The 21,058-nt window shown below is 39.2% G+C and carries 11 protein-coding genes; 5 read left to right on the forward strand and 6 right to left on the reverse strand.

Going from position 1 to position 21,058, the window contains the following annotated elements; genetic code table 11:
- Nucleotides 1-98: 98 nt before the first annotated feature.
- From CA2015_RS06745 to CA2015_RS06765, 5 genes are all read left to right on the forward strand, one after another.
- The gene (locus CA2015_RS06745; protein WP_048641222.1) at nucleotides 99-494 is read left to right on the forward strand and encodes a type III secretion system chaperone family protein; all 396 of its coding nucleotides are present in this window, start codon (nucleotides 99-101) and stop codon (nucleotides 492-494) included.
- Between the two features lie 12 nt (nucleotides 495-506).
- Nucleotides 507-1,220 (forward strand): PspA/IM30 family protein, encoded by a 714-nt coding sequence (locus CA2015_RS06750; protein WP_048641223.1) that lies wholly within the window; start codon nucleotides 507-509, stop codon nucleotides 1,218-1,220.
- 2 nt (nucleotides 1,221-1,222) lie between these two features.
- The gene (locus tag CA2015_RS06755) at nucleotides 1,223-1,921 is read left to right on the forward strand and encodes a hypothetical protein (RefSeq protein ID WP_048641224.1); all 699 of its coding nucleotides are present in this window, start codon (nucleotides 1,223-1,225) and stop codon (nucleotides 1,919-1,921) included.
- Between the two features lie 9 nt (nucleotides 1,922-1,930).
- Nucleotides 1,931-3,997 carry a flotillin family protein gene (locus CA2015_RS06760; RefSeq protein ID WP_048641225.1) on the forward strand — a complete coding sequence of 689 codons (2,067 nt, stop codon included), beginning with the start codon at nucleotides 1,931-1,933 and terminating at the stop codon, nucleotides 3,995-3,997.
- 164 nt (nucleotides 3,998-4,161) lie between these two features.
- On the forward strand, nucleotides 4,162-9,030 hold the full coding sequence (locus CA2015_RS06765; RefSeq protein ID WP_048641226.1) for a DNA repair ATPase: 4,869 nt from the start codon (nucleotides 4,162-4,164) through the stop codon (nucleotides 9,028-9,030).
- Between the two features lie 376 nt (nucleotides 9,031-9,406).
- On the opposite strand, the gene CA2015_RS06770 is transcribed toward CA2015_RS06765, so the two are convergent.
- The 6 genes from CA2015_RS06770 to CA2015_RS06795 all read right to left on the reverse strand — a co-directional run bounded on the left by CA2015_RS06770 (nucleotide 9,407) and on the right by CA2015_RS06795 (nucleotide 21,057).
- Entirely contained in the window at nucleotides 9,407-10,048 is a 642-nt protein-coding gene (locus CA2015_RS06770) for a lipoprotein signal peptidase (protein WP_048641227.1), read from the reverse strand.
- A 3-nt stretch (nucleotides 10,049-10,051) separates the two neighbouring features.
- Nucleotides 10,052-13,426: an isoleucine--tRNA ligase gene (gene ileS, locus CA2015_RS06775; RefSeq protein ID WP_048641228.1), complete on the reverse strand. Its 3,375-nt coding sequence runs from the start codon at nucleotides 13,424-13,426 to the stop codon at nucleotides 10,052-10,054.
- A 450-nt stretch (nucleotides 13,427-13,876) separates the two neighbouring features.
- Nucleotides 13,877-15,205 (reverse strand): dGTP triphosphohydrolase, encoded by a 1,329-nt coding sequence (gene dgt / locus CA2015_RS06780; RefSeq protein ID WP_048641229.1) that lies wholly within the window; start codon nucleotides 15,203-15,205, stop codon nucleotides 13,877-13,879.
- Between the two features lie 51 nt (nucleotides 15,206-15,256).
- On the reverse strand, nucleotides 15,257-16,678 hold the full coding sequence (locus tag CA2015_RS06785) for a TolC family protein (RefSeq protein ID WP_048641230.1): 1,422 nt from the start codon (nucleotides 16,676-16,678) through the stop codon (nucleotides 15,257-15,259).
- Between the two features lie 11 nt (nucleotides 16,679-16,689).
- The gene (locus tag CA2015_RS06790) at nucleotides 16,690-19,869 is read right to left on the reverse strand and encodes an efflux RND transporter permease subunit (protein WP_048641231.1); all 3,180 of its coding nucleotides are present in this window, start codon (nucleotides 19,867-19,869) and stop codon (nucleotides 16,690-16,692) included.
- A 3-nt stretch (nucleotides 19,870-19,872) separates the two neighbouring features.
- On the reverse strand, nucleotides 19,873-21,057 hold the full coding sequence (locus CA2015_RS06795) for an efflux RND transporter periplasmic adaptor subunit (RefSeq protein ID WP_048641232.1): 1,185 nt from the start codon (nucleotides 21,055-21,057) through the stop codon (nucleotides 19,873-19,875).
- Between the last annotated feature and the right edge of the window lies 1 nt (nucleotide 21,058).

Below are 21,058 nucleotides of genomic sequence, written 5' to 3' on the forward strand. Positions count from 1 at the left end.
ACTTGTATTATTCAGCAAAAAAATTAAAATTACTTCGGCTATATCTTCTTTTTTTAGATTGTCATAAGCGAAATTGTTACTTAAGCAAACAATAAATTATGGATAACTATTATAATCGTATCATAGAATTTTTATTGAAACTGGATGTTGATATTACAAAAGAAAATCCTGACGAAGGGATCTTGGTAATCCAGAAAGAGGACAACGGTATCAAGAACCTTATTGTAGGGATTGTACCCCCGGTTTTAATTTTAGAGCAGTATATCTTTAAAATCAAAAACAATAACAACTCGATCTACAAAAGTTTATTGCAAAAAAACAGAGACATTATTCATGGAGCATTTGTACTGGATGACGATGGCGATAAAGTAATTTTTAGGGACACACTTCAAATAGAAAACCTAGATCTAAATGAGATAGAAGCTTCCTTAAATTCTCTAAGTCTCTTACTGAGTGAATACTCGGAACAAATCATTAAGTTTTCTAAATACTAAAATTCAAAAACAATGAACTTCTTGAAACGAATATTTAAAATAGGACAGGCGGAAGCAAACGCTGCTATAGATAATATGGAAGATCCAATAAAACTAACCGAACAAGGCATTCGAGATTTAAAATTGGATTTAAATAAAAATTTAGATTCGCTTGCTCAAGTTAAAGCATTGGCTATACGTGCAAGAAATGATAAAAAAGAGATGGATAGTTCGGCTGAAGAATACTACAATAAAGCCGTTATTATAATAAAAAAAGGGAAATCGGGAGAATTAGCTTCTGAGGAAGCCGATCGTTTGGCAAAACAGGCATTGTTAAAAAAAGAGGAAGCTTCCAAAAAGGCTATCCAATATGCAAACGAAGCAAGCAAGTTGCAAGAATCCGTAAATCAACTTGATGTAAACATTCAAGAGCTAAAAAGCACCATTAATAACTGGGAAAATGAGCTAAAAACACTTAAGGCCAGAGTGAAGGTGAGCAATGCAAAAAATAGCTTGAACAAACAAATGGCCCAGTTGGACAGTACAGGAACCGTATCTATGCTGGAGCGAATGAAAGAAAAAGTAAACCAAGAAGAGGCACTGGCTGAGGCGTATGGCGAAATAGCCAATAAGAATCAAAGCATAGACAGCGAGTTAGATAAGGCCGCGAATATCAGTGAAGCAAATGCTGACAATGAGCTGAATGAATTAAAGAAAAATCTTGGCCTAAATGATAAAAACACATAAAAGTGGAAAACATTATTGACATTATATTTTCGAGTGTAAATCTACCATTAAGTATTTTTACCATTATTTTGATCCTCTATTGGTTATTAACCATGATTAGTGGGATTGACTTTGACTTAGATATTGATGTTGATGCTGGTTTGGATGCTAATACCGGTTTAGAAAGTAGCAATATTGATTTTGAAGATGTAGCGAACGCGGAATTCAACGAGAAAGATGTAGCGGGAAATAGGCGAATGCAATTAAAATGGTGGCAGGTATTTTTGATTTATTTCAATTTTGTAGGCTTGCCCTTTATGTTTACTTTCACAAGTTTTGTATTTGCCTGGTGGTTTATCACTTTGACTGTAACAACTATAACACATAGCTATTCAAACAGTATAGGCTTTATTTTTATGCTGGCCAGTTTTATCCCAGCACTAATTTTCACGAAAGTTTTCACAAGTCCATTCAAAGGTTTTTTCAAGGGTTTTAATAAAAACGGAGATAAGGCCATAGATTTTATCGGAAGAAAAGGCACAAGTTTATCTAGTATTGAAAAGGATAAATTAGGCAATGCAGAATTTATCATCGATGGCAACCCTATGTCTGTTTACATCAAATCTTTAAATGGAGAAAAAATCAGTTTTAGAGAAATAGTTCTCATTATCAAAGAGTCAGAAGACAAAAGTTTTTATTACGCACAAGTATATAACGACTAATTAACAACTATGACAGAGATTCCATCATTATTGGCAATAGGAATAGCGTTAATCGTATTCCTAATTATAATTTTCTTTGCAATTATTGCATTGTTCTATAAAAAGGTTCGCCAAGGCGAGGCCTTAATCCGTACCGGTTTTGGCGGAATCCAAATCGCCACCGATAAGGGCATGTATGTGGTTCCTTTATTTCACAAGTTAGAAATCATGGATATTTCTGTAAAGAAAATCCAGATCGAAAGACTAGGATCTGAAGGCTTGGTATGTAAAGACAATATGCGAGCGGACATTAAAGTAGCATTTTTTGTTCGTGTCAACAACGACATAGAATTTATCAAAAGAGTAGCACAGACAATTGGTGCGGAGCGGGCTTCAAAAATCGAAACCCTTGAAGACTTGTTCGAGGCCAAATTTTCCGAAGCCTTAAAAACCGTGGGAAAAAAGTTTGATTTCATTGAACTGTATGAAGCCAGACGGGAGTTTAGGGATGAGATCGTAGATATAATAGGGACAGATCTAAACGGATATACCCTTGAAGATTGTGCGATCGATTTTTTAGAGCAGACTCCGGTAAATTATTTAAGGGCTGACAATATTCTAGATGCAGAAGGAATAAAGAAAATTACTGAACTGACAGCAGAGCAAAACAAAAAAGCTAACTTCATTAAACGTGATGAGGAAAAAGTCATACGAAAGCAAGATGTGGAGGCACGAGAAGCCATCTTGGAATTAGACCGGCAATTGGCAGAAAAGGAGGAATCCCAACGTAGAGAGATTGCCAACATTAAAGCCAGAGAACAAGCGGACATCCTAAAGGTGGCCGAAGAAGAGCGATTAAAATCTGAAACTGCTAGAATAGCCACTGAGGAGAAAGTAAAGGTGGCTGAAGAAAATATGCAACGTCAGATCATTGTTGCAGAAAAGAACAAGGAACGAACCAACGCTGTAGAAACGGAGCGAGTTGAAAAAGACAGAATGCTTGAGGCAACCGAAAGAGAACGTATAGTAACTCTTGCTCAAATTGAAAAGGAAAAAGTTGTTGAAGTTGAAAAGAAAAATATCCAAGATGTTATCCGGGACCGAGTGGCGCTTGAAAAAGGTGTGGTTCAGGAACAGGAGAACATGAAGGATATTGAGGCCTTTAAAACAGCAGATAGGGATAAAAAGGTGAAAATCACAATTGCAGAAGGTGTTGCAGAGGAAGAGCTTATTAAAGTAATTAAGCAAGCGGAATCCAAAAAGGAGGCCATGAAGCAACATGCCGAGGAAATTAACATTGAGGCACAGGCGAAAAAAGAAGCAAGTGCCAAAGAGGCAGAAGGTAGAAAAATCCTGGCAGAAGCAACCGCGAAAGAAGAAGCGACCATTGGATTGTCAGAGGCACAGGTTATGCATGCCAAAGCAGAAGCAAATGAACGCCAAGGAATTGTAGAGGCATTAATAATTGAGAAAAAAGCCTTGGCTGAGGCCAGAGGAATTGAGGCTAATGCAGAAGCAAAACGCAAAGACGGATTGGCAGAAGCAGACGTTATTAAAGAAAAAGCCCTAGCCGATGCAGCCGGAATTGAAGAGAAGGCCAACGCAATGAAGAAATTAGATGGTGTGGGCAAAGAGCACGAAGAGTTTAAGCTTAAGTTGGATAAAGAATTACAGGTTGATTTGGCAGAAATCAATATTCAAAAAGCAATTGCAGATGCGCAGGCACAAGTGATTGGAGATGCCTTAAAAACTTCCAAAATTGACATCGTGGGAGGAGAAACAATGTTTTTTGAGCAAATTATTGGTCAAATCACTAAAGCAAAAGGCTTTGATAGAATGGTAAATAACAGCACAAACATCCAGGAAATTAAGCAAGCCTTACTTGGTGACGGCAGTGGTAATGAGGGAGAATTATTGTCACGGATAAAAGATTTTGCTGAAAGGTATAACATCTCAAGTGAGGATATCAAAAACGTCACAATTGCCAATTTATTGATGACTATGCAAAATCAGGCTACAGATAAAAATGAACAAAACGTGATTGGCAACCTTCTGAGTTTAGCTAAAGGCCTAGGGATTTCAGGAAATAAATTGTAAAACTTATCGCGTTCAATGTCTTACTGCAAAAGCTTAATAAGTGCATTGAACGTATTTTTCTATTCCAAAAAGTTATTCTTAAAACAACACGCAAATGTTAGCATTGAGCAGCTCATGTGTAAATTATTCACGTAAGTTACGCACACCTATATAGCACAACTCCAATGACTGAACCTAATAAAACGGAACAAAAGCAAATTTTAGATGGTGGCACATATGAAATCATTAGAAACAGGTTACAAAAGCATAAACAAGACCTTCAAAATCGGTTAAACCAACTAAATGAGGATCGTAAAGCTGTTTTTGGTGCTTTAGAAACAAAACTAATCGCTAATGATAGAATTTCCACAGAAAATAATTGTATCGCACGTGATATCGTTTCTTTTGGGAATACTTGTGTGTTTGGCTATAATGTGCATTTTGGCTTACGTACAGATATAAAGCTCAATGACGTATTTAGCGTATACAGTTTTACCAATAACAGGTTTGAAGCCATAGGGCTAGATTTTATAGAAGACGTTCAGTTTCAAGCAGATTTTGATAATCTATACAAATACTACCGAAATACCATCTTTGCGAGATTTGCCAAAATAGGCAATTTTCTATACATGATTTTTCAATTGAGTGAAAGTGTCACTGATATTAAGGCATTTAAATGGCTTATCAAAGATGGAAAACTGGTATATGTAGACAACAGAAGCGATCATGAATACAAGTTCCCTGCCCAATATGAGTTTAAATGGCTAGAAGTTACTCGTGATATGCACCGGTATGGGGTGCATTCACATGTTTCAATATTGGATAAAGTATTTGTAGAGGCAATAGGAGGAGATCTTACCATAAAAATAGAGGACAATACAGAAGATGGTAAAGGGGTCTATGATGAACCTGTAGATTACCCAGATCAAACGCTAGACGATGCACAGTACAAATATGCAGATTTAGGAAATCTTATTCTTATTGATATAAAACCATTTCAAGAAGATTCCAGATTTTTTGTATACAATCACAAGGTACAGGAAGTGCAAAAAATTGACAGTTTACGAGAAGCTGCGGTACTTCTACCTGATGACCAAGGAATTATTTTTCCGACAGGTTATTATTTGCAAACCGGAGAATACCATGTTTTCGATAATAGCATCCCCAATGTAAAGTTTGTTTCGCGAATTGCTTCTCCCAATGGTGAAGATTATATGTTCGTGTTCTATTCACCCTCGGAAGGTTTGTATATTCTAATGAGTTATAATGTGATCACTCAACAGATTGTCACGCCTATTATTTGTAATGGTTACACCATTTTACAAAATGGAGAACTTAGTTACTTTAAGGGTGAAGGAGAGCAAACCAAGCATCATGTGGTACAAATTTGGCAAACTCCTTATTTAAAAGGTGATTTCATCCCAAGTAAACACACGGACTCGCTATTGTATAAAATCGGAAATAAAGACATTGTCAAAGCCATGGCTGAAAGCAATGCCTTGATCAATTTACTCAACAAAGATGATAATTATGAGGGCCTATATGAGGATGTTTCCAAGGCCGCAAAAGACCTATTGGACTCGTATTATTGGATTAAGGAACCGGATACACAGGATCTTTCTGCACCTCTAAATGAAATTAGTGATGCAGCCAATGCTGCTATAGATGAATTTACAAAGGTTGTTCAATTAAAAAAATCGGCTGCAAGCCAATCAAAGGCTTTGCAAAATAAAGCAGATGAACTTTTTGTTATAATAAAAAGCACCTCATTTAATAGCATCAATGATTTTGTATCAATGTTAACCCAGCTTCGTGGCTTAAGGGGCGAAACCATTGAATTAAACGATGTTCGCTATGTAAATACCGACTACACCAAGGAACTTGAAAATACGATTGCCGAGTATTCCGACAATATTGCTCAGCAATGTGTAGCATTTTTACTTAATGATGATGCATTGGCGCCTTATAAGTTGCAAGTTGAGGAAAAGAAAATGGCTTTGGAAAAAGTCACTAAAGTAATCGAAGCCAAGCAACTTGAGGAAGAGGTAAATCAAATTGCAAGGGATTTAGAGTTATTGATTGAAATTGTATCCAATTTAGAAATTGAAGACACATCCCAATCAACTAAAATAATCGATCATATTTCCTTGATTTTTGCCACGTTAAATCAGCTCAAAGCCGCAATAAAAAACAAACGCAAATCTCTGGGCAGCAAAGAAGCCATTGCTGATTTTTCTGCGCAAATAAAATTGGTGGACCAAAGCATTATCAACTATTTGGATATTGCCGATACCCCCGAAAAATGTGATGAATACCAAACCAAAGTATCTATTCAACTGGAAGAATTGGAAGGTAAATTTGCAGATTATGATGCGTTTATTCCCAAAATAATTGAGAAACGGGAGGAAGTCCATGCGGCTTTTGACAATAAAAAAACGGGCTTAATTGAGCGACGAAATAAAAAATCAATTGCTTTAAAAACTGCAACAGCACGCATTTTAAAAGGAGTTGCCAAAAAAGCAGAAACCTTAAAATCCACTGCAGAAATAAATGGTTATTTCGCATCCGACTTAATGATCAACAAGGTCCGTGACATCATCGATCAGCTAAATGAATTGGATGAAAGTGGGAATGCAGAAGAAGTAGCCACTTCTTTAAAGGTTGCCAAGGAAGATGCCTTACGTAAATTAAAAGACAAGCAGGAGCTGTTTGAAGATGGCGAAAACGTTATTAAACTGGGCAAGTACAAATTTGGTGTAAATAAACAGCCCCTAGATATAACCATCGTTTTCAAAGACAATCACCTCAATTATCATCTAACAGGGACAGATTTCTATCAAAAACTGACCAACAAAGTACTGGTAAACAGCCAGAAATATTGGGATCAAGAATACCCTTCTGAAAACATCACAGTATATAGGGGGAGTTACCTAGCTTTTAAACTGTTTAAGGAAACACCCTGGGACCAATTGGCGGATGCCTCCCAGGAAAACTTGGTTCAATTGGTAAAAAAGGCAAGCAGTGCCAACTACAATGAAGGGTATACAAAAGGGGTACACGATGAGGATGCGGCAAAAATTTTACTAACCCTAGTGAATACGCATAAAGACTTGGGTTTACTGCGTTACTCACCTGCCATAAGAGCCCATGCACAATACAGTTGGTATTCATTTACTGAAAAGGAACGCCTGCATCTTAATCGGATGATAAAAGCGGCTGGATCTGTTTTGGAAGTATTCCCTTATTCTAAAGAGTTTAATTACCTGATAGATGAATTGCAGCAAAAAATCCATAGGCTTATTTCTGAAACTCAGCTATTTTCAAGTGCTGAAATTAATGTTATTTCAAATTATTTGTTTGAAGAATTGCAGGGTAATGATGCCTTTGAAGTAAGTTCAGAAGCAGAGAAATTAAGGCAAGCCTTTAATAATGTCATGAAAGCAAAAAATGCTGATTTACGTTTTAAAGAAGCCATTGACAATACCAGTACATTTCATGAGAAAATAAAACTCGCAAGGCAATGGGTTGCTGCATTCATCAATCAGGAGCATCCAAAGAATGCCCGTTATATTGATGAGATCGTTTGTAATTGCTTGTTTGATCAACCCATTGCAAAAAAGAAAATGATTTCGCCAAATGCTGTCATTCATAATTTAGCGGGAAACCACCATACCATTATTGAAGGAGAATTTCATTTTAATTATCATGATTTTGTGGCTACTTTAACTCATTTCACAAATGAGGAGGTAGCCGCTTACCAAGCCTTTAAAAAGGCAAAAACCGATATTACCCTTCAGTTAAAAGAGCAGTTAAAATTGGAAGAGTATAAACCTCAGGTTCTGACTTCCTTTGTGCGTAACAAACTAATCGATCAGGTTTATTTGCCATTATTTGGAGAGAACCTGTCCAAACAACTTGGTACCGTGGGGAACAATAGTCGGACAGATAGAATGGGGCTTTTGCTTTTGATTTCGCCTCCAGGCTACGGTAAAACCACTTTGATGGAATACATTGCCAACCGATTGGGCTTAGTGTTCATGAAAATTAACGGGCCAGCCATAGGCCATGAGGTTACCTCGGTAGACCCTGAAGCAGCCACAAATAGTGCAGCAAAAGAGGAGTTAAAAAAGCTGAATTTAGCCTTTGAAATGGGAAATAACGTAATGTTGTATTTAGACGATATTCAACATTGCCATCCAGAGTTTTTACAAAAATTCATATCCCTTTCCGATGGCACCAGAAAAATTGAAGGAATATATAACGGAAAGCCACGTACCTATGACCTTCGAGGCAAAAAGTTCTGTGTAATAATGGCAGGAAACCCCTATACAGAGCGTGGGGCAAAATTCCAGGTTCCAGACATGCTATCCAACCGAGCCGATATTTATAATCTTGGGGACATTATAGGCGATTCAGACCATCAGTTTAACCTTAGCTTAATAGAAAATTCTTTAACTAGCAATCCTGTATTGAATCAACTGAGGAATAAATATCTTGAAGATGTTTATACCTTGTTAAATCGGGTTGAAAACGAAACACAGGACGGTGTACTTCATGGTAATCACACCAATCAAGAAATTCAGGATTACTTAAGCGTAATCCAAAAGGTTTTAAAGATAAGAGACACTGTACTCAAAGTAAACCAAGCTTATATAGAAAGCGCTGCTAAGGATGATGCCTACAGGACTGAACCCCCATTTAAACTACAAGGTTCTTATCGAGACATGAATAAACTGGTATCCAAAGTGGTTCCTATTATGAACAATAAGGAGTTACAAAATCTTTTGTTGTCGCATTACGAAAGTGAGGCACAAACGCTTACAAGTTCCGCCGAAGCCAACTTATTAAAATACAAAGAACTAACTGGCACAATTACACCAATAGAACAAGCTAGATGGGGTGAAATAAAAACCACTTTTATTAAAAACAACAAGTTAAGAGGCTTAGGAAATCAAGATGAAATGGCACAGGTAGTGCTGCAAATGGTCAATTTCAGTGATAACCTGGAAGGCATAAAAGAAGTGCTAGAACGCGCCATTAAGGCGAAAGGGTAAACTGAAATTACTACTTTGCTGAGGCTGAAAGAACCTAAATACAACAAAAAACGGTAATTTTCTTCTAAAAGGTTTTTAACTGTTTTCACTCCACTCAGTTCAAACCAATAACTCACTTTTGACAAGGCACAAGGCATGTTAAAACTTTTCAGAAATGTGCAACAAACATAGATGATTCACAAGTCGAGGCTCCTACTGAGAAACTGAACCTTGATCAACCCCTTCCGAGGTTGAGGTAATGATGAATTATTCAACGGCTATGGGGTTTTCAACTATGGTTAATATAATTGAAGCCCAAACATAAAAAAGGCGGTAAATATCCCTAAGGGACATTTACCGCCTTTTTTATTTTCAATTACTTGAAGAAGTAGTAAACTTACTTCTCGTCAATAAACTGTTTTTGAACCTGGTCCTCTTCTTCTTTTTCTTCATGCTCCTCATTTTCTTCATCAAAGAAACGTTTCTGGAAAATAAGAATGATGCCTACTCCTACAAAAATGGAAGCATCTGCTATATTGAAAATTGGCCATAAGGCAGTATAGCCTCCACCAAAGATTGGAATCCATTCCGGAACAAAACCTTCCCAAATATCAACATAAAACATGTCAACAACTTGTCCATGAAACCATGGCGTAGAAGCATCAAAAGGTGCATTACCTAACCAAACACCGTAAAATACACTGTCGATAAGGTTTCCTACAGCCCCTCCTAAGATCATGGCAATACAAATTATGTATCCCGGATGTGCCTTTTTACTTATCAAAGAATATAAATAATAGCCTATTCCGAACATGGCTATCAAGCGAAAGCTGGTCAACATAAGTTTACCATATTCTGAGCCTAGTTGCATCCCAAATGCCATTCCGGGGTTGGTGGTGTAATGCAGCTTGAACCAATCTCCAAAAACTTTGATCTGCCCTGCTGTGCCAAAATCCATTCCGTAATGAACCATCATCTTCACCGCCTGATCAATCACAATCACCAGTAAGGTGATGCCAAAATACTTCCAATACTTCATATGTTATACTTTCTCTACTTTAACGGCGAGTTCAAACTCATCCATGTCCAATACGGTGGAATTATTACTATCCCCATCTAGGGTTAACGCAAGTGCCTGTGTCTCTGTTTTAATATAATCAGAGAAATTCAACAAAGCATTGTCCACGGTTTCATTAAGTGGAGCAATCTGAATTCGAATCTTATCCTGAACTTCCAGCCCCATATCTTTACGAAGGTTCTGAATCCTGTTGACAAAATCCCTGGCAACACCTTCTTCCTTCAGCTCGGTAGTCAAAGTAACATCCAATGCCACAGTAATTCCATTGTCTGTAGCTACAGACCAACCTGGAATATCCTGAGACTGAATCAACACTTCTTCAAGTTGAAGCAAGACAGATTCACCATCTAATTGTATGCTGGCTTGCCCCTCTTTTTCAATTTGAGCAATTTCTTCTTTGCCCCACTGCTGAATAATTTGGCTAACAGCTTTCATTTTCGGCCCAAACCGTTTGCCCAACAAGGCGAAATTGGGCTTGATGCTTTTCACCAAAATGTCAGAGGTATCATCAATGTATTCGATTGATTTTATATTAACTTCTGATTTAATTAGGTCCTCTACATGTTCAATTAAAGCCTTGGTATCTTCATTCAATACAGGAATAAGTACTTTCTGAAGTGGTTGCCTTACCTTTAATCTTTCCTTTTTCCTTAAGGAATGCACCAAAGAGGAAATGTCCTGAGCCAACTGCATGCTATTTTCAAGGGACAAGTTAATCAAACCCTCATCAGATAATTTCCAATCCGTCAGGTGCACGGACAAAGGTTTGCTCTCTAGACTTGCAGTAAGGTTTTGGAACAACCAATCTGCATAAAAAGGAGCTATCGGCGATATCAAGCTGGAAATAACTTCCAGACATTCATACAAAGTCTCATAAGCTGCTTGCTTATCAGCATTCATGTCTCCTCTCCAGAACCGCTTTCTGGCCAACCGCACATACCAGTTGGACAACTGGTCTACAGTGAAATTCATAATGGCCCTTGAGGCTGGTGTTACATCATAATTTTCGTAGGCAGTTTCTGTTTCTTTTATCAGCGACTGAAGTTTGGAAAGAATCCATTGATCAAGTTCAGGGCGCTCATTAACAGGTATTTTGTTTGATGAATCGTAAGCGAAGGCATCCAAATTGGCATATAAAGCAAAGAAATTGTAAGTGTTTTGAAGTGTACCAAAGAACCTCCTTTGCACTTCCACTACTCCTTCTTTATTGAATTTAAGGTTGTCCCAAGGGTTGGCATTGCTTAACATGTACCAGCGCAAAGCGTCAGGACCAAACTCCTTAAGGGTTATAAATGGATCTACTGCATTTCCCAAACGCTTGGACATTTTATTGCCGTTCTTATCCAATACCAAACCGTTGGCGATCACATTTTTAAAGGCTACACTATCAAATAGCATCACTGCCAACGTATGAAGCGTAAAAAACCAACCTCTGGTCTGGTCAACGCCTTCGGCTATAAAATCAGCTGGATAGTTGGCTTTAAAGATGTCTTCATTTTCGAAAGGATAATGCCATTGTGCATAAGGCATGGCTCCGGAATCAAACCAAACATCGATAAGGTCTGGCTCACGGAACATCTTGTCTCCATTGTCTGCTACCAACACAATATCATCAACAAAAGGACGGTGGAGATCCACTTCTTTTCCTTTATAGGGAGATTCTTTCATATAACCTTTGGCAACCGATTCTTCTATAGCTGCTTCTAATTCAGCTACAGACCCGATGCATTTGGTCTCGGTTCCTTCTTTGTTTCTCCAGATAGGCAAAGGTGTTCCCCAAAATCTCGAGCGACTCAAATTCCAGTCAACAAGATTCTCCAGCCAATTTCCAAACCTGCCGGTTCCGGTAGATTCAGGTTTCCAGTTGATGGTTTTATTAAAAGCAACCAGTTTGTCCTTGTATGCAGTGGTTTTGATAAACCAGCTTTCTAGCGGGTAATATAAAATAGGCATGTCCGTACGCCAGCAATGTGGGTAGCTATGCTCGTACTTCTCTACCTTAAAAGCCTTGTTTTCATTTTTCAGAATGATGGAAATAATGACATCTGTGCTCTTGTAAGCCTTGTCACTTTCATCATCGTGACTATAATTTTTGACATAAAAGTCATCTACACCAAAGATCTTGTGTACGGGGATTTCATGCTCTTCAATTTTGGAAAGCAAATACTCGCCCACAACAGGAAGAAACTTACCCTTCTTGTCAACAATAGGTATTTCAAGCCCTTTTTCATCTTTAAGGAATACACCAGGAACATCTTGTTGCACAAGTGTTCTAAAGTCATCGGCTCCAAATGCTTTGGCCAGGTGAACTACCCCTGTTCCATCTTCTGTGGTCACATAATCTGCCGAGATCACCGTAAATGCCGGTTCAGGAAGCTCAAGTGCCATTATAGGGAACAATTGTTCGTACTTCAAGCCCATAAGGTCCTTGCCTTTCATTTCCTCAACGATTTGATAAGGAATGATTTTGTCTCCAGGCTTATAGGCATCCAATTCTACCTTAGCTCCTTTAGGATTAAAATAGGCCGACATTCTGGCTTTCGCTAAAAGAACCGTCTGAGGTGCAAAAGTATAAGGATTGAAAGTTTTAACTTTTACATAATCCAACTTCTCACCTATGGCAAGGGCTGAATTAGAAGGCAAAGTCCATGGGGTGGTGGTCCAGGCCAATATATAAAGATCCTCTTCACCTTTCACCTTGAATTGGGCGGTGATAGATGTGTCTTTAACATCCCGGTAACTTCCCGGTTGATTGAGTTCATGGGAACTTAGTCCCGTTCCTGCTGCAGGAGAATAGGGCTGAATGGTGTAGCCTTTGTAGATAAGGTCTTTGTCATATAGCTTTTTGAGCAGGTGCCACAGACTCTCTACGTACTTTACATCAAAGGTGATGTAAGGGTCGTCCAAATCTACCCAATAGCCAATTTTTTCTGTCAGGTCATCCCATTCATGCTTGTAGCGCATGACGGTTTCCCTACATTTTTGATTGTATTCTTCTACGGAGATTTTCTTACCGATGTCCTCCTTGGTGATGCCAAGTTCTTTTTCAACCTGCAACTCAACAGGAAGGCCATGGGTATCCCATCCTCCTTTTCTTTTTACCTGGAAACCTTTAAGGGTTTTGTATCGGCAAAAGACATCTTTAATTGCCCTGGCCATTACATGGTGAATTCCCGGGGTACCATTGGCTGAAGGTGGGCCTTCATAAAAGGTATAGGCAGGTGCTCCCTCCCTATTGCTAATGGATTTTTCAAAAACGGCATTGGTTTTCCAAAAAGCCAATACATCTTCCCCAATTTTGGGATAATCTACCTGTTTAAACTCCTGATATTTCTTCACTGTAATTAGAAAATATAATCTGTGTCTGGATGCGTCTTATAATATCGGACAATTGAAAGTTGCCCAAAACGAAGGCGTAAAGTTAATAGAAAACAAGGGTATATGTATGGCAATTGACGAAAAACTATGCAGTTAGCCTACTGCACACTAACCTAGACAACAAATCAGCCTTTCAATTACATATAGTTTGGCTCTATTACTGCCTTTACGCAGGATAAACAGCTGTTTTACTCCTTCTTAAAAAAGTATGTAATACCATGCTATTTCTCACGAGTGAAATGCCTTAGGCTTAATTAATTGCGCATTCTGCCTGCAACTCAAGAATTCTCATCATACAAGTCGAGTTCAGGTCTTCTTAAAAAAGTTGGACGTTCTCGAAAAAATCATTTGGATTTAGTGCTTTCAGGACTGAAGAGGGCGAATTTAATTTCGAATTTCTCTCTCACAAACTCATGTGTTAGGAATAGTGATTCCTTTTACTCTTCTGTAGAGGGAAAGTGCATGTTTGTCCGTCATTCCTGAGATAAAATCCAGTAATTCTCTCATTAGAACATAAGCCTCATGGTCTGTTTGTAGCTCATATTCTTCAGGCAAAAGCCTTAATATACTTTTGTTGTGGCCTGAAAACCTTTCTTTATCGAAGTGATAATTAAAAAGCGCTTCAGAAAAGGTTGACAATAGCCCTTCCAAAACCTGGTAGCCCGCTGCTTCTTTTTCCAATACGGGTTGAGAGCGGTATATTTTTTTCACTGAAAGCTCCGTGATGGCTTCCAAACGCTTAGCCGATGGAATAATTTCTGTCAATGCCTGGTCAAATTCACCAGACAAAATCTCTGTTTCATATTGTTCAAAAACAAAAGTGGTTTCTTTTATCAACTGACTGATGGCCATGGCCCGCATGATGGCCAATTTCTGTTTTGGGCTACTGTATTTTTGAAGTTTCTTAGGATCATATCGTTCTCCGATAATAGCCGCCATTAGTAAAATCGTTTCTTCCAGAGAAACCAAGCCTAGGGTACAACCATCTTCCAAATCAATGATACTGTAACAGATATCATCTGCTGCTTCCACAAGAAAAGCCAGAGGATGCCTCATGTAACAGTTTTCTGCCAATTGGGGAATGCCCATTTTTTGAGCAAGAAGCTGATAATCGGAAAGATTGCTCGTGTAAAAGCCAAATTTCTTCTGACTTCTTCGCTTCTTATCTGTTGACTGACACCATGCAGGTCTTGGGTATTTTGTAAAGGCCGCCAAGGTAGCCGGAGAAATATTCATCCCATTTCCGGTATCTACCAACATTCGAAATCCTTGTGCATTGCCCTCAAAATTAGTGAGGTCCTGCCATTCGTTGGCTGAGCATTTCTGCTCCCACATTTTACCAATGTCATGAAACTTAAAAAAATCTGAAATGGCTTCCTCCCCAGCATGTCCAAAAGGAGGATTCCCAATGTCATGAGCCAAGGCTGCAGTAGCCACAATCCCTCCTATATCAAAAGGTTGCAGTTTTTTTGCCGCCAATTCCGGGTATTTGTCTAATAGGAATTTTCCTGCTGACTTTCCCAAAGATCGACCTACACTCGAAACTTCAAGGCTGTGGGTTAATCTTGTGTGCACAAAATCATTTTCCGGTAAGGGAAAAACCTGCGTCTTGTCCTGTAGGTTTCGAAAAGGAGCCGAAAAGATTATCCTATCAAAATCTCTTTCAAATTGACTCCTTTGTAGATCTGTGTCCGAAGGTTTTAAACCCTCAGGTAAAAGTAATTTTTCCCAATTCATCATAACACCTCAAAAATACGAAGTGTAGGCTTAGGTAAAAAAGAAATAGCCGGACTATTTCCAGCCACCTCCTAATGCGCGATAAAGATCTACTACGGTAAGGAACATCTCAATTCTTGTATTGGTTTTGTCCAATTCCGCTTCCAGCACCCTAGACTGAGCAGTAATTACCTCAAGATAGGTCGCGTAACCACCACGGAACAATTCATTTGCAGTAGAAACAGCATTGAGCAATACGGCGGTTTCTTCATCCCTTAGGCTGTACACTTCCCTGAGGTTGCCCACCCGTTGGAGTTTACTTGAAACTTCCTGATAACCATCCAATATACTTTTCTGATAATTGTACAAGGCTATTTTATTAGAGGCAATGCTTTGATCATAACCAGCCCTGATGCGATTCTGCGCAAAAATTGGGGCAGTCAAGCCACCCAAGATACCAATGGTCAATCCACCAGGCATTTTTAGGGCATCTGGTAAACTTTTATCGTTTAGGCCCACATAAGGAGTAAGGCTAAAAGACGGTAAGAATTCTTTTCTTGCAGCAGACACATTGAAGTTACTTGCACGAAGCTCATGTTCAGCCTGACGAATATCAGGTCTACGCAACAGCATTTCAGAAGGCAAGCCTACTTCCATGCCATAGGGAAGTTTAATTTCTAATAAAGAAGAGGCCCTTTCAATTGGTTGTGGAAATCTTCCCAGTATAAAATTGAGTTTATTTTCCGTTTCTATGATCTCTTGCTGCTTTTCATAGGAAAGGCTTTTGGTAGATAGCAATTGGGCAGAAAACTGCTGAACAGCCAATTCCGTTGCTCTACCAGCCATTTTCTGGATTTTGATCAGCTCCAATGCCATTTCCTGGTACTCAATATTCCTGTTGATTGTTTCCAACTGAATGTCTAGCCCTAACAACTGATAGTAGATTTTGGCAATTTCTGACACCATATTGGTCACTACCAAGTGCCTGCCCATTCCTGTAGCCAGGAATTTTTCATAATCGGCTTCCTTACGGTTCTTAATTTTTCCCCAGACATCAATTTCCCAAGTACTCTGAAATCCGATAAAATTGTTTTCTGTCCTATTGACTACATTTCTGTCCCCATTGATGGTACCGCTAAATAGGTTAGGGCGAATATCACCGGATCGGTAACGAACCATACCGTTTAAGGTAGGATACATTTGCCCTTTGGTGATTTGGTACTGAGCTCTTGCGATTTCTATTCTCTCCATTGCGGTGAGAATGTCCAGGTTATTTTCAAGTCCTTCCTCAATAAGATACACCAGATTGGGATCATTGAAGAAAGCTTCCCATGAAATATCGCCAATGCTGGCAGAATCCTCTATGTCCAAAAAGGTGCTAGGCAGAGGTTCCATTTCCGGCATTACCGGGGCCTCAATACTTTTACAGGCAAACATAGTTCCCGCCGCAAGGAGGCCCATTGAAAGACGAAGGATTATTTTATTTTTTAAAAACATGTAGTATTGGTTCAATTATTTGAAAAAGATACTTGAGAATTATCTTTCTTTTCTGAAGTGGGACCTGAGTTTTCTTCCACTTTTTTAAAGGTAAAATGGGCGAAAATCACATACAAACCCGGGATGATTATCAAACCAAATATCGTCCCAATAAACATCCCTCCAGCAGCAGCTGTACCAATAGACCGGTTTCCCAAAGCACCTGCACCAGTGGCCATGGCCAAGGGCAAAAGTCCAGCGATAAAGGCAAAGGAGGTCATAAGGATAGGTCTAAGTCTGGTTACAGATCCTTCCACTGCAGCTTGAATCACAGAATGACCTGCTTCTCTTTTTTGTATGGCAAATTCCACAATCAAAATGGCATTTTTACCCAATAGGCCTATAAGCATGATTAGTGCTACCTGCGCATAGATATTGTTCTGAAGCCCTAGCAAATAAAGAGAGATAAATGCACCAAAAACCCCTACCGGAAGTGAAAAGATAACAGGTAATGGCAAGAGGAAACTTTCATATTGTGCTGAAAGAATCAGGTAAACAAATAACAAACAGATAAGGAAAATTACTATGGCCTGGTTACCTGAGGTAACCTCTTCACGTGACATTCCATACCAGTCATGGTTATAACCCTGTGGAAGTTTTTCCGCTGTAACCCTTTCAATTGCCGCAATAACATCCCCACTACTATATCCAGGTGCCGCAGAACCCTTTACGGTAGAAGAATTGTACATATTGAATCGTGTCAATTGTTCCGGTCCGTAGGCTTTTTCCATTGTAAGGAAAGCCGAAATCGGCACCATTTCGCCTACATTGTTTTTTACTTGAAGTGCCAAAACATCTTCAGGCTTGGCCCTGTATTCTGGCCCTGCCTGTAACATTACATCATACATCTGTTCAAAACGAACAAAATCTGAAACAAACTGACCTCCTAATAAAACCTGCATGGTCCCCAAAGCCTTGGCAATGGTCACCCCATTCTTAGCCGCCTGATCCTGGTCTATTCTAATTAAAAACTGAGGAAAGGTAGGATCAAAATCAGTAAAAGCATAGCCAATTTCTGGAGCTGCCATAAGTTCTTGAACCAGGTCATTTGTAACCGTAGACAACCGATTAAGGTTACCCGTACCTGTCTGATCCAATACCTTCATTTGGAACCCACTGGAGTTACCAAAGCCTGATACAGTTGGTGGCAGGAAGAAATCAATTTTCGCATCGGAGATTTCATCACCCAATGCAGCAAACTCATCCAATGTTCCTTGGATGGGTAAATCCTTCCTTTCGTCCCATGATTTCAAATTGACCATGGCCATACCATAAGAGGCTCCTGAGAGTCCATTACCCAATGAATAACCCGCCAAACTTGAAACACCAGCAACCGCTTCATTCCCTTCTAATTTTTGGACAAGTTCATCCAATACCTTTTCAGTTCTTTCTACGGTCGCTCCCACAGGAGTAGTGACATTTACATAGACCATACTTTGGTCTTCTGTAGGTATAAAGCCAGTAGGCAAAATCTTACTTACTCCCCAAGTGGCAGCAAAGAAAAACAACAATATTAGAGTAGTGATACCTTTTCTCGGCACCAAATAGGTGATGTATTGTAGGTATTTGTTTTCGAAGAAATTATAATACTGGTTGAACTTGTTAAAGAACCGCTGCAACAGTGTTTGCTTCTGTTCTTCACCGTAATGATTTTTAAGCAAGATAGCACAAAGAGCAGGGGTTAAGGTCAATGCATTGATACCAGAAATAAAGATGGCTACTGCAAGTGTCAATGAGAACTGTCGGTAAAACACACCCACTGGGCCGGACATAAATGCTACCGGAACAAATACTGCAGACATTACCATTGTAATGGCTATAATCGCCCCACTGATCTCTTTCATTGCAGCAAAAGTGGCTGCTCTTGGATCCAATCCTTCTTTTTCCATTTTGGCATGGACTGCCTCTACCACCACAATGGCATTATCCACCACAATTCCTATTGCAAGGACGAGCGCAAACAATGTGAGTAAATTGATAGAGAAGCCCAACCACTGCATAAAAAACATGGTCCCTATCAGTGCTACCGGAACAGCCAGGGTAGGAATCAATGTAGATCGGAAATCCTGGAGGAAAATAAACACTACTATAAATACCAAGATAAACGCCTCTAATAAGGTCACCAATACCTCTTTAACAGAAGCGTCAAGGAACCTCGACACATCATAGGAGATTTTGTAATCCATCCCAGAAGGAAAATTATCCTGCTTAATCTGTTCGATTTTCTTCTTCACATTGGCAATTACCTCACTGGCATTGGATCCTGGTCTCTGAATTACCATAACCGAAGCAGCAGGCTTGCCATCCATTTTGGCGATTCTACCATAATTCAGGTTACCGAATTCTACATCGGCAATGTCTTTTAATCGTAAAATCGAGCCGTCAGGATTGGCCCTAATGACAAGGTTTTCGTATTGCTTGGGTTCATAGAATTTTCCTGTATACTTAAGTACATACTGAAGTACCTGCATGTCTTTACCAGAACTAATTCCCAGTTGGCCAGGTGCAGCTTCCACGTTTTGATTGTTTATGGCTTCAATCACATCGTCCGTGGCTATTTTATAAGCTGTCATACGATCAGGTTTGAGCCAAATCCTCATGGAGTAATCTTTGGTACTCATTATCTCTGCCAATCCTACACCGTCTACCCGCTGCAATTCCTGCAATACATTAAGGTCGGTGTAGTTATAAATAAAGGCTTCATCCAGTGAGGGATCATCACTGGCAATATTGATATACATCAGTAGCCCTTCGACCTGTTTTTCTACCGTTACACCGGCTTTGGTCACAATCTCTGGCAGGTCATTGACTACTGTCGAAACCCGGTTTTGAATCTCCACAGCAGCAAGATCTGGATCTACACCTGCTTGAAAATAAACCTTGATAACTACAGTACCTCTATTACTACTAACAGAAGTCATGTAAGTCATGCCTGGAACACCATTGATTACTTTTTCAAGAGGTGTGGCCACCGTCTTGGCAGCAACCTCAGCATTTGCTCCCCTGTACTTGGCACGGATGGAAACTGATGGAGGCGCAATGTCGGGGAAAAGCTCAACTGGTAAGGTGAAAAAAGACAAAAGCCCCAGTAATACAAAGAAAAGGGAAATAACCAGTGATAAAACTGGTCTTTTAATAAATAAATCAAACATAGCTTATTGTTCTGTACTGGTAGGCATTACTTCTGCAAGGGTATCGTCATTTTCTGGTAATGTAGAACCAGTTTCATCAGCAACTATTTTAGGCTGAATGGTCATACCATCTTTCACATTCTGTATCCCTTCATACACCAGACGTTCTCCTACTTCCAAACCAGACTCTATAATATAATAATGAGAAAATCTTGCTCTAGGAATAATACTGCGCATCTCTACAGTGTTGTCCTCTTTAACTATGTATACAAAACTCCTGTCCTGAATTTCAAAGACCGCTTTCTGAGGTATAATAATTGCGTTCCTTATCTTATTGGTAAGGATGATTTTACCTGTTGCTCCGTGCTTAAGGATCTTTGTTGGATTGGGAAATAAAGCCCTAAATGCAATTGAACCGGTATTGGCATTGAATTCACCTTGCATGGTTTCGATAATGCCCTCATAAGCATAAGGCGCTCCATCTGCAAGTACAAGGTTGACAACATTGTTCTCAGTAGTCTCTCCTTTAGACTTGATGTATTCCAAGTATTCTTTCTCAGAGACATTGAAATAAACATGGACAGAGCTAATATTGGAAACGGTGGTAAATAAACTGCCTTGCTCTACCAAACTACCCGTTTTTAAAGGTATTCTATCAATAATCCCATCAAAAGGAGCCCTGATATTGGTATAGGACAATTGTACTTCTGCATTGTCCATGGCAGATTTGGCTTCCTCAATTTTCGCCAAAACAGCATCGTATTTCGCCTTGGTTAAGTTAAGCTCAGATTCCGAAATGACGTTGTTGTCCACCATAATTTTCAAACGGCCGACTTCAAACTCTATCACTTTGGCTTCTGCCTTGGCACTTTCAAAATTGGCTTTGGCTTTGGCCAATTCCGCTTTGTATTCCTGTTCGTTGGTTTTGAAAAGAATCTGGCCTTTTTTTACTTCCTGCCCTTCATCCACATTTACTTTTTCAAGAAAGCCCTGTACCCTAGCCCTAAGCTCCACATTCTGAATGGCTTTGATATCTGCTACGTAGTCCCTATGCATAATAGTGTCTGATGCAACCACTTCAATGACTGGGAATTCTTTGACTGCTTCAGCTTTTTTACCTGATTTATCGCCACTATTACATGAAAAAACAACTATTAACGGAATAAAAAATGCATATATTCCAATTTTATTTAATTTTATTCTGCTCATA

Source organism: Cyclobacterium amurskyense, from assembly GCF_001050135.1.
In the GTDB taxonomy this organism is placed as follows: Bacteria; Bacteroidota; Bacteroidia; order Cytophagales; family Cyclobacteriaceae; genus Cyclobacterium; species Cyclobacterium amurskyense.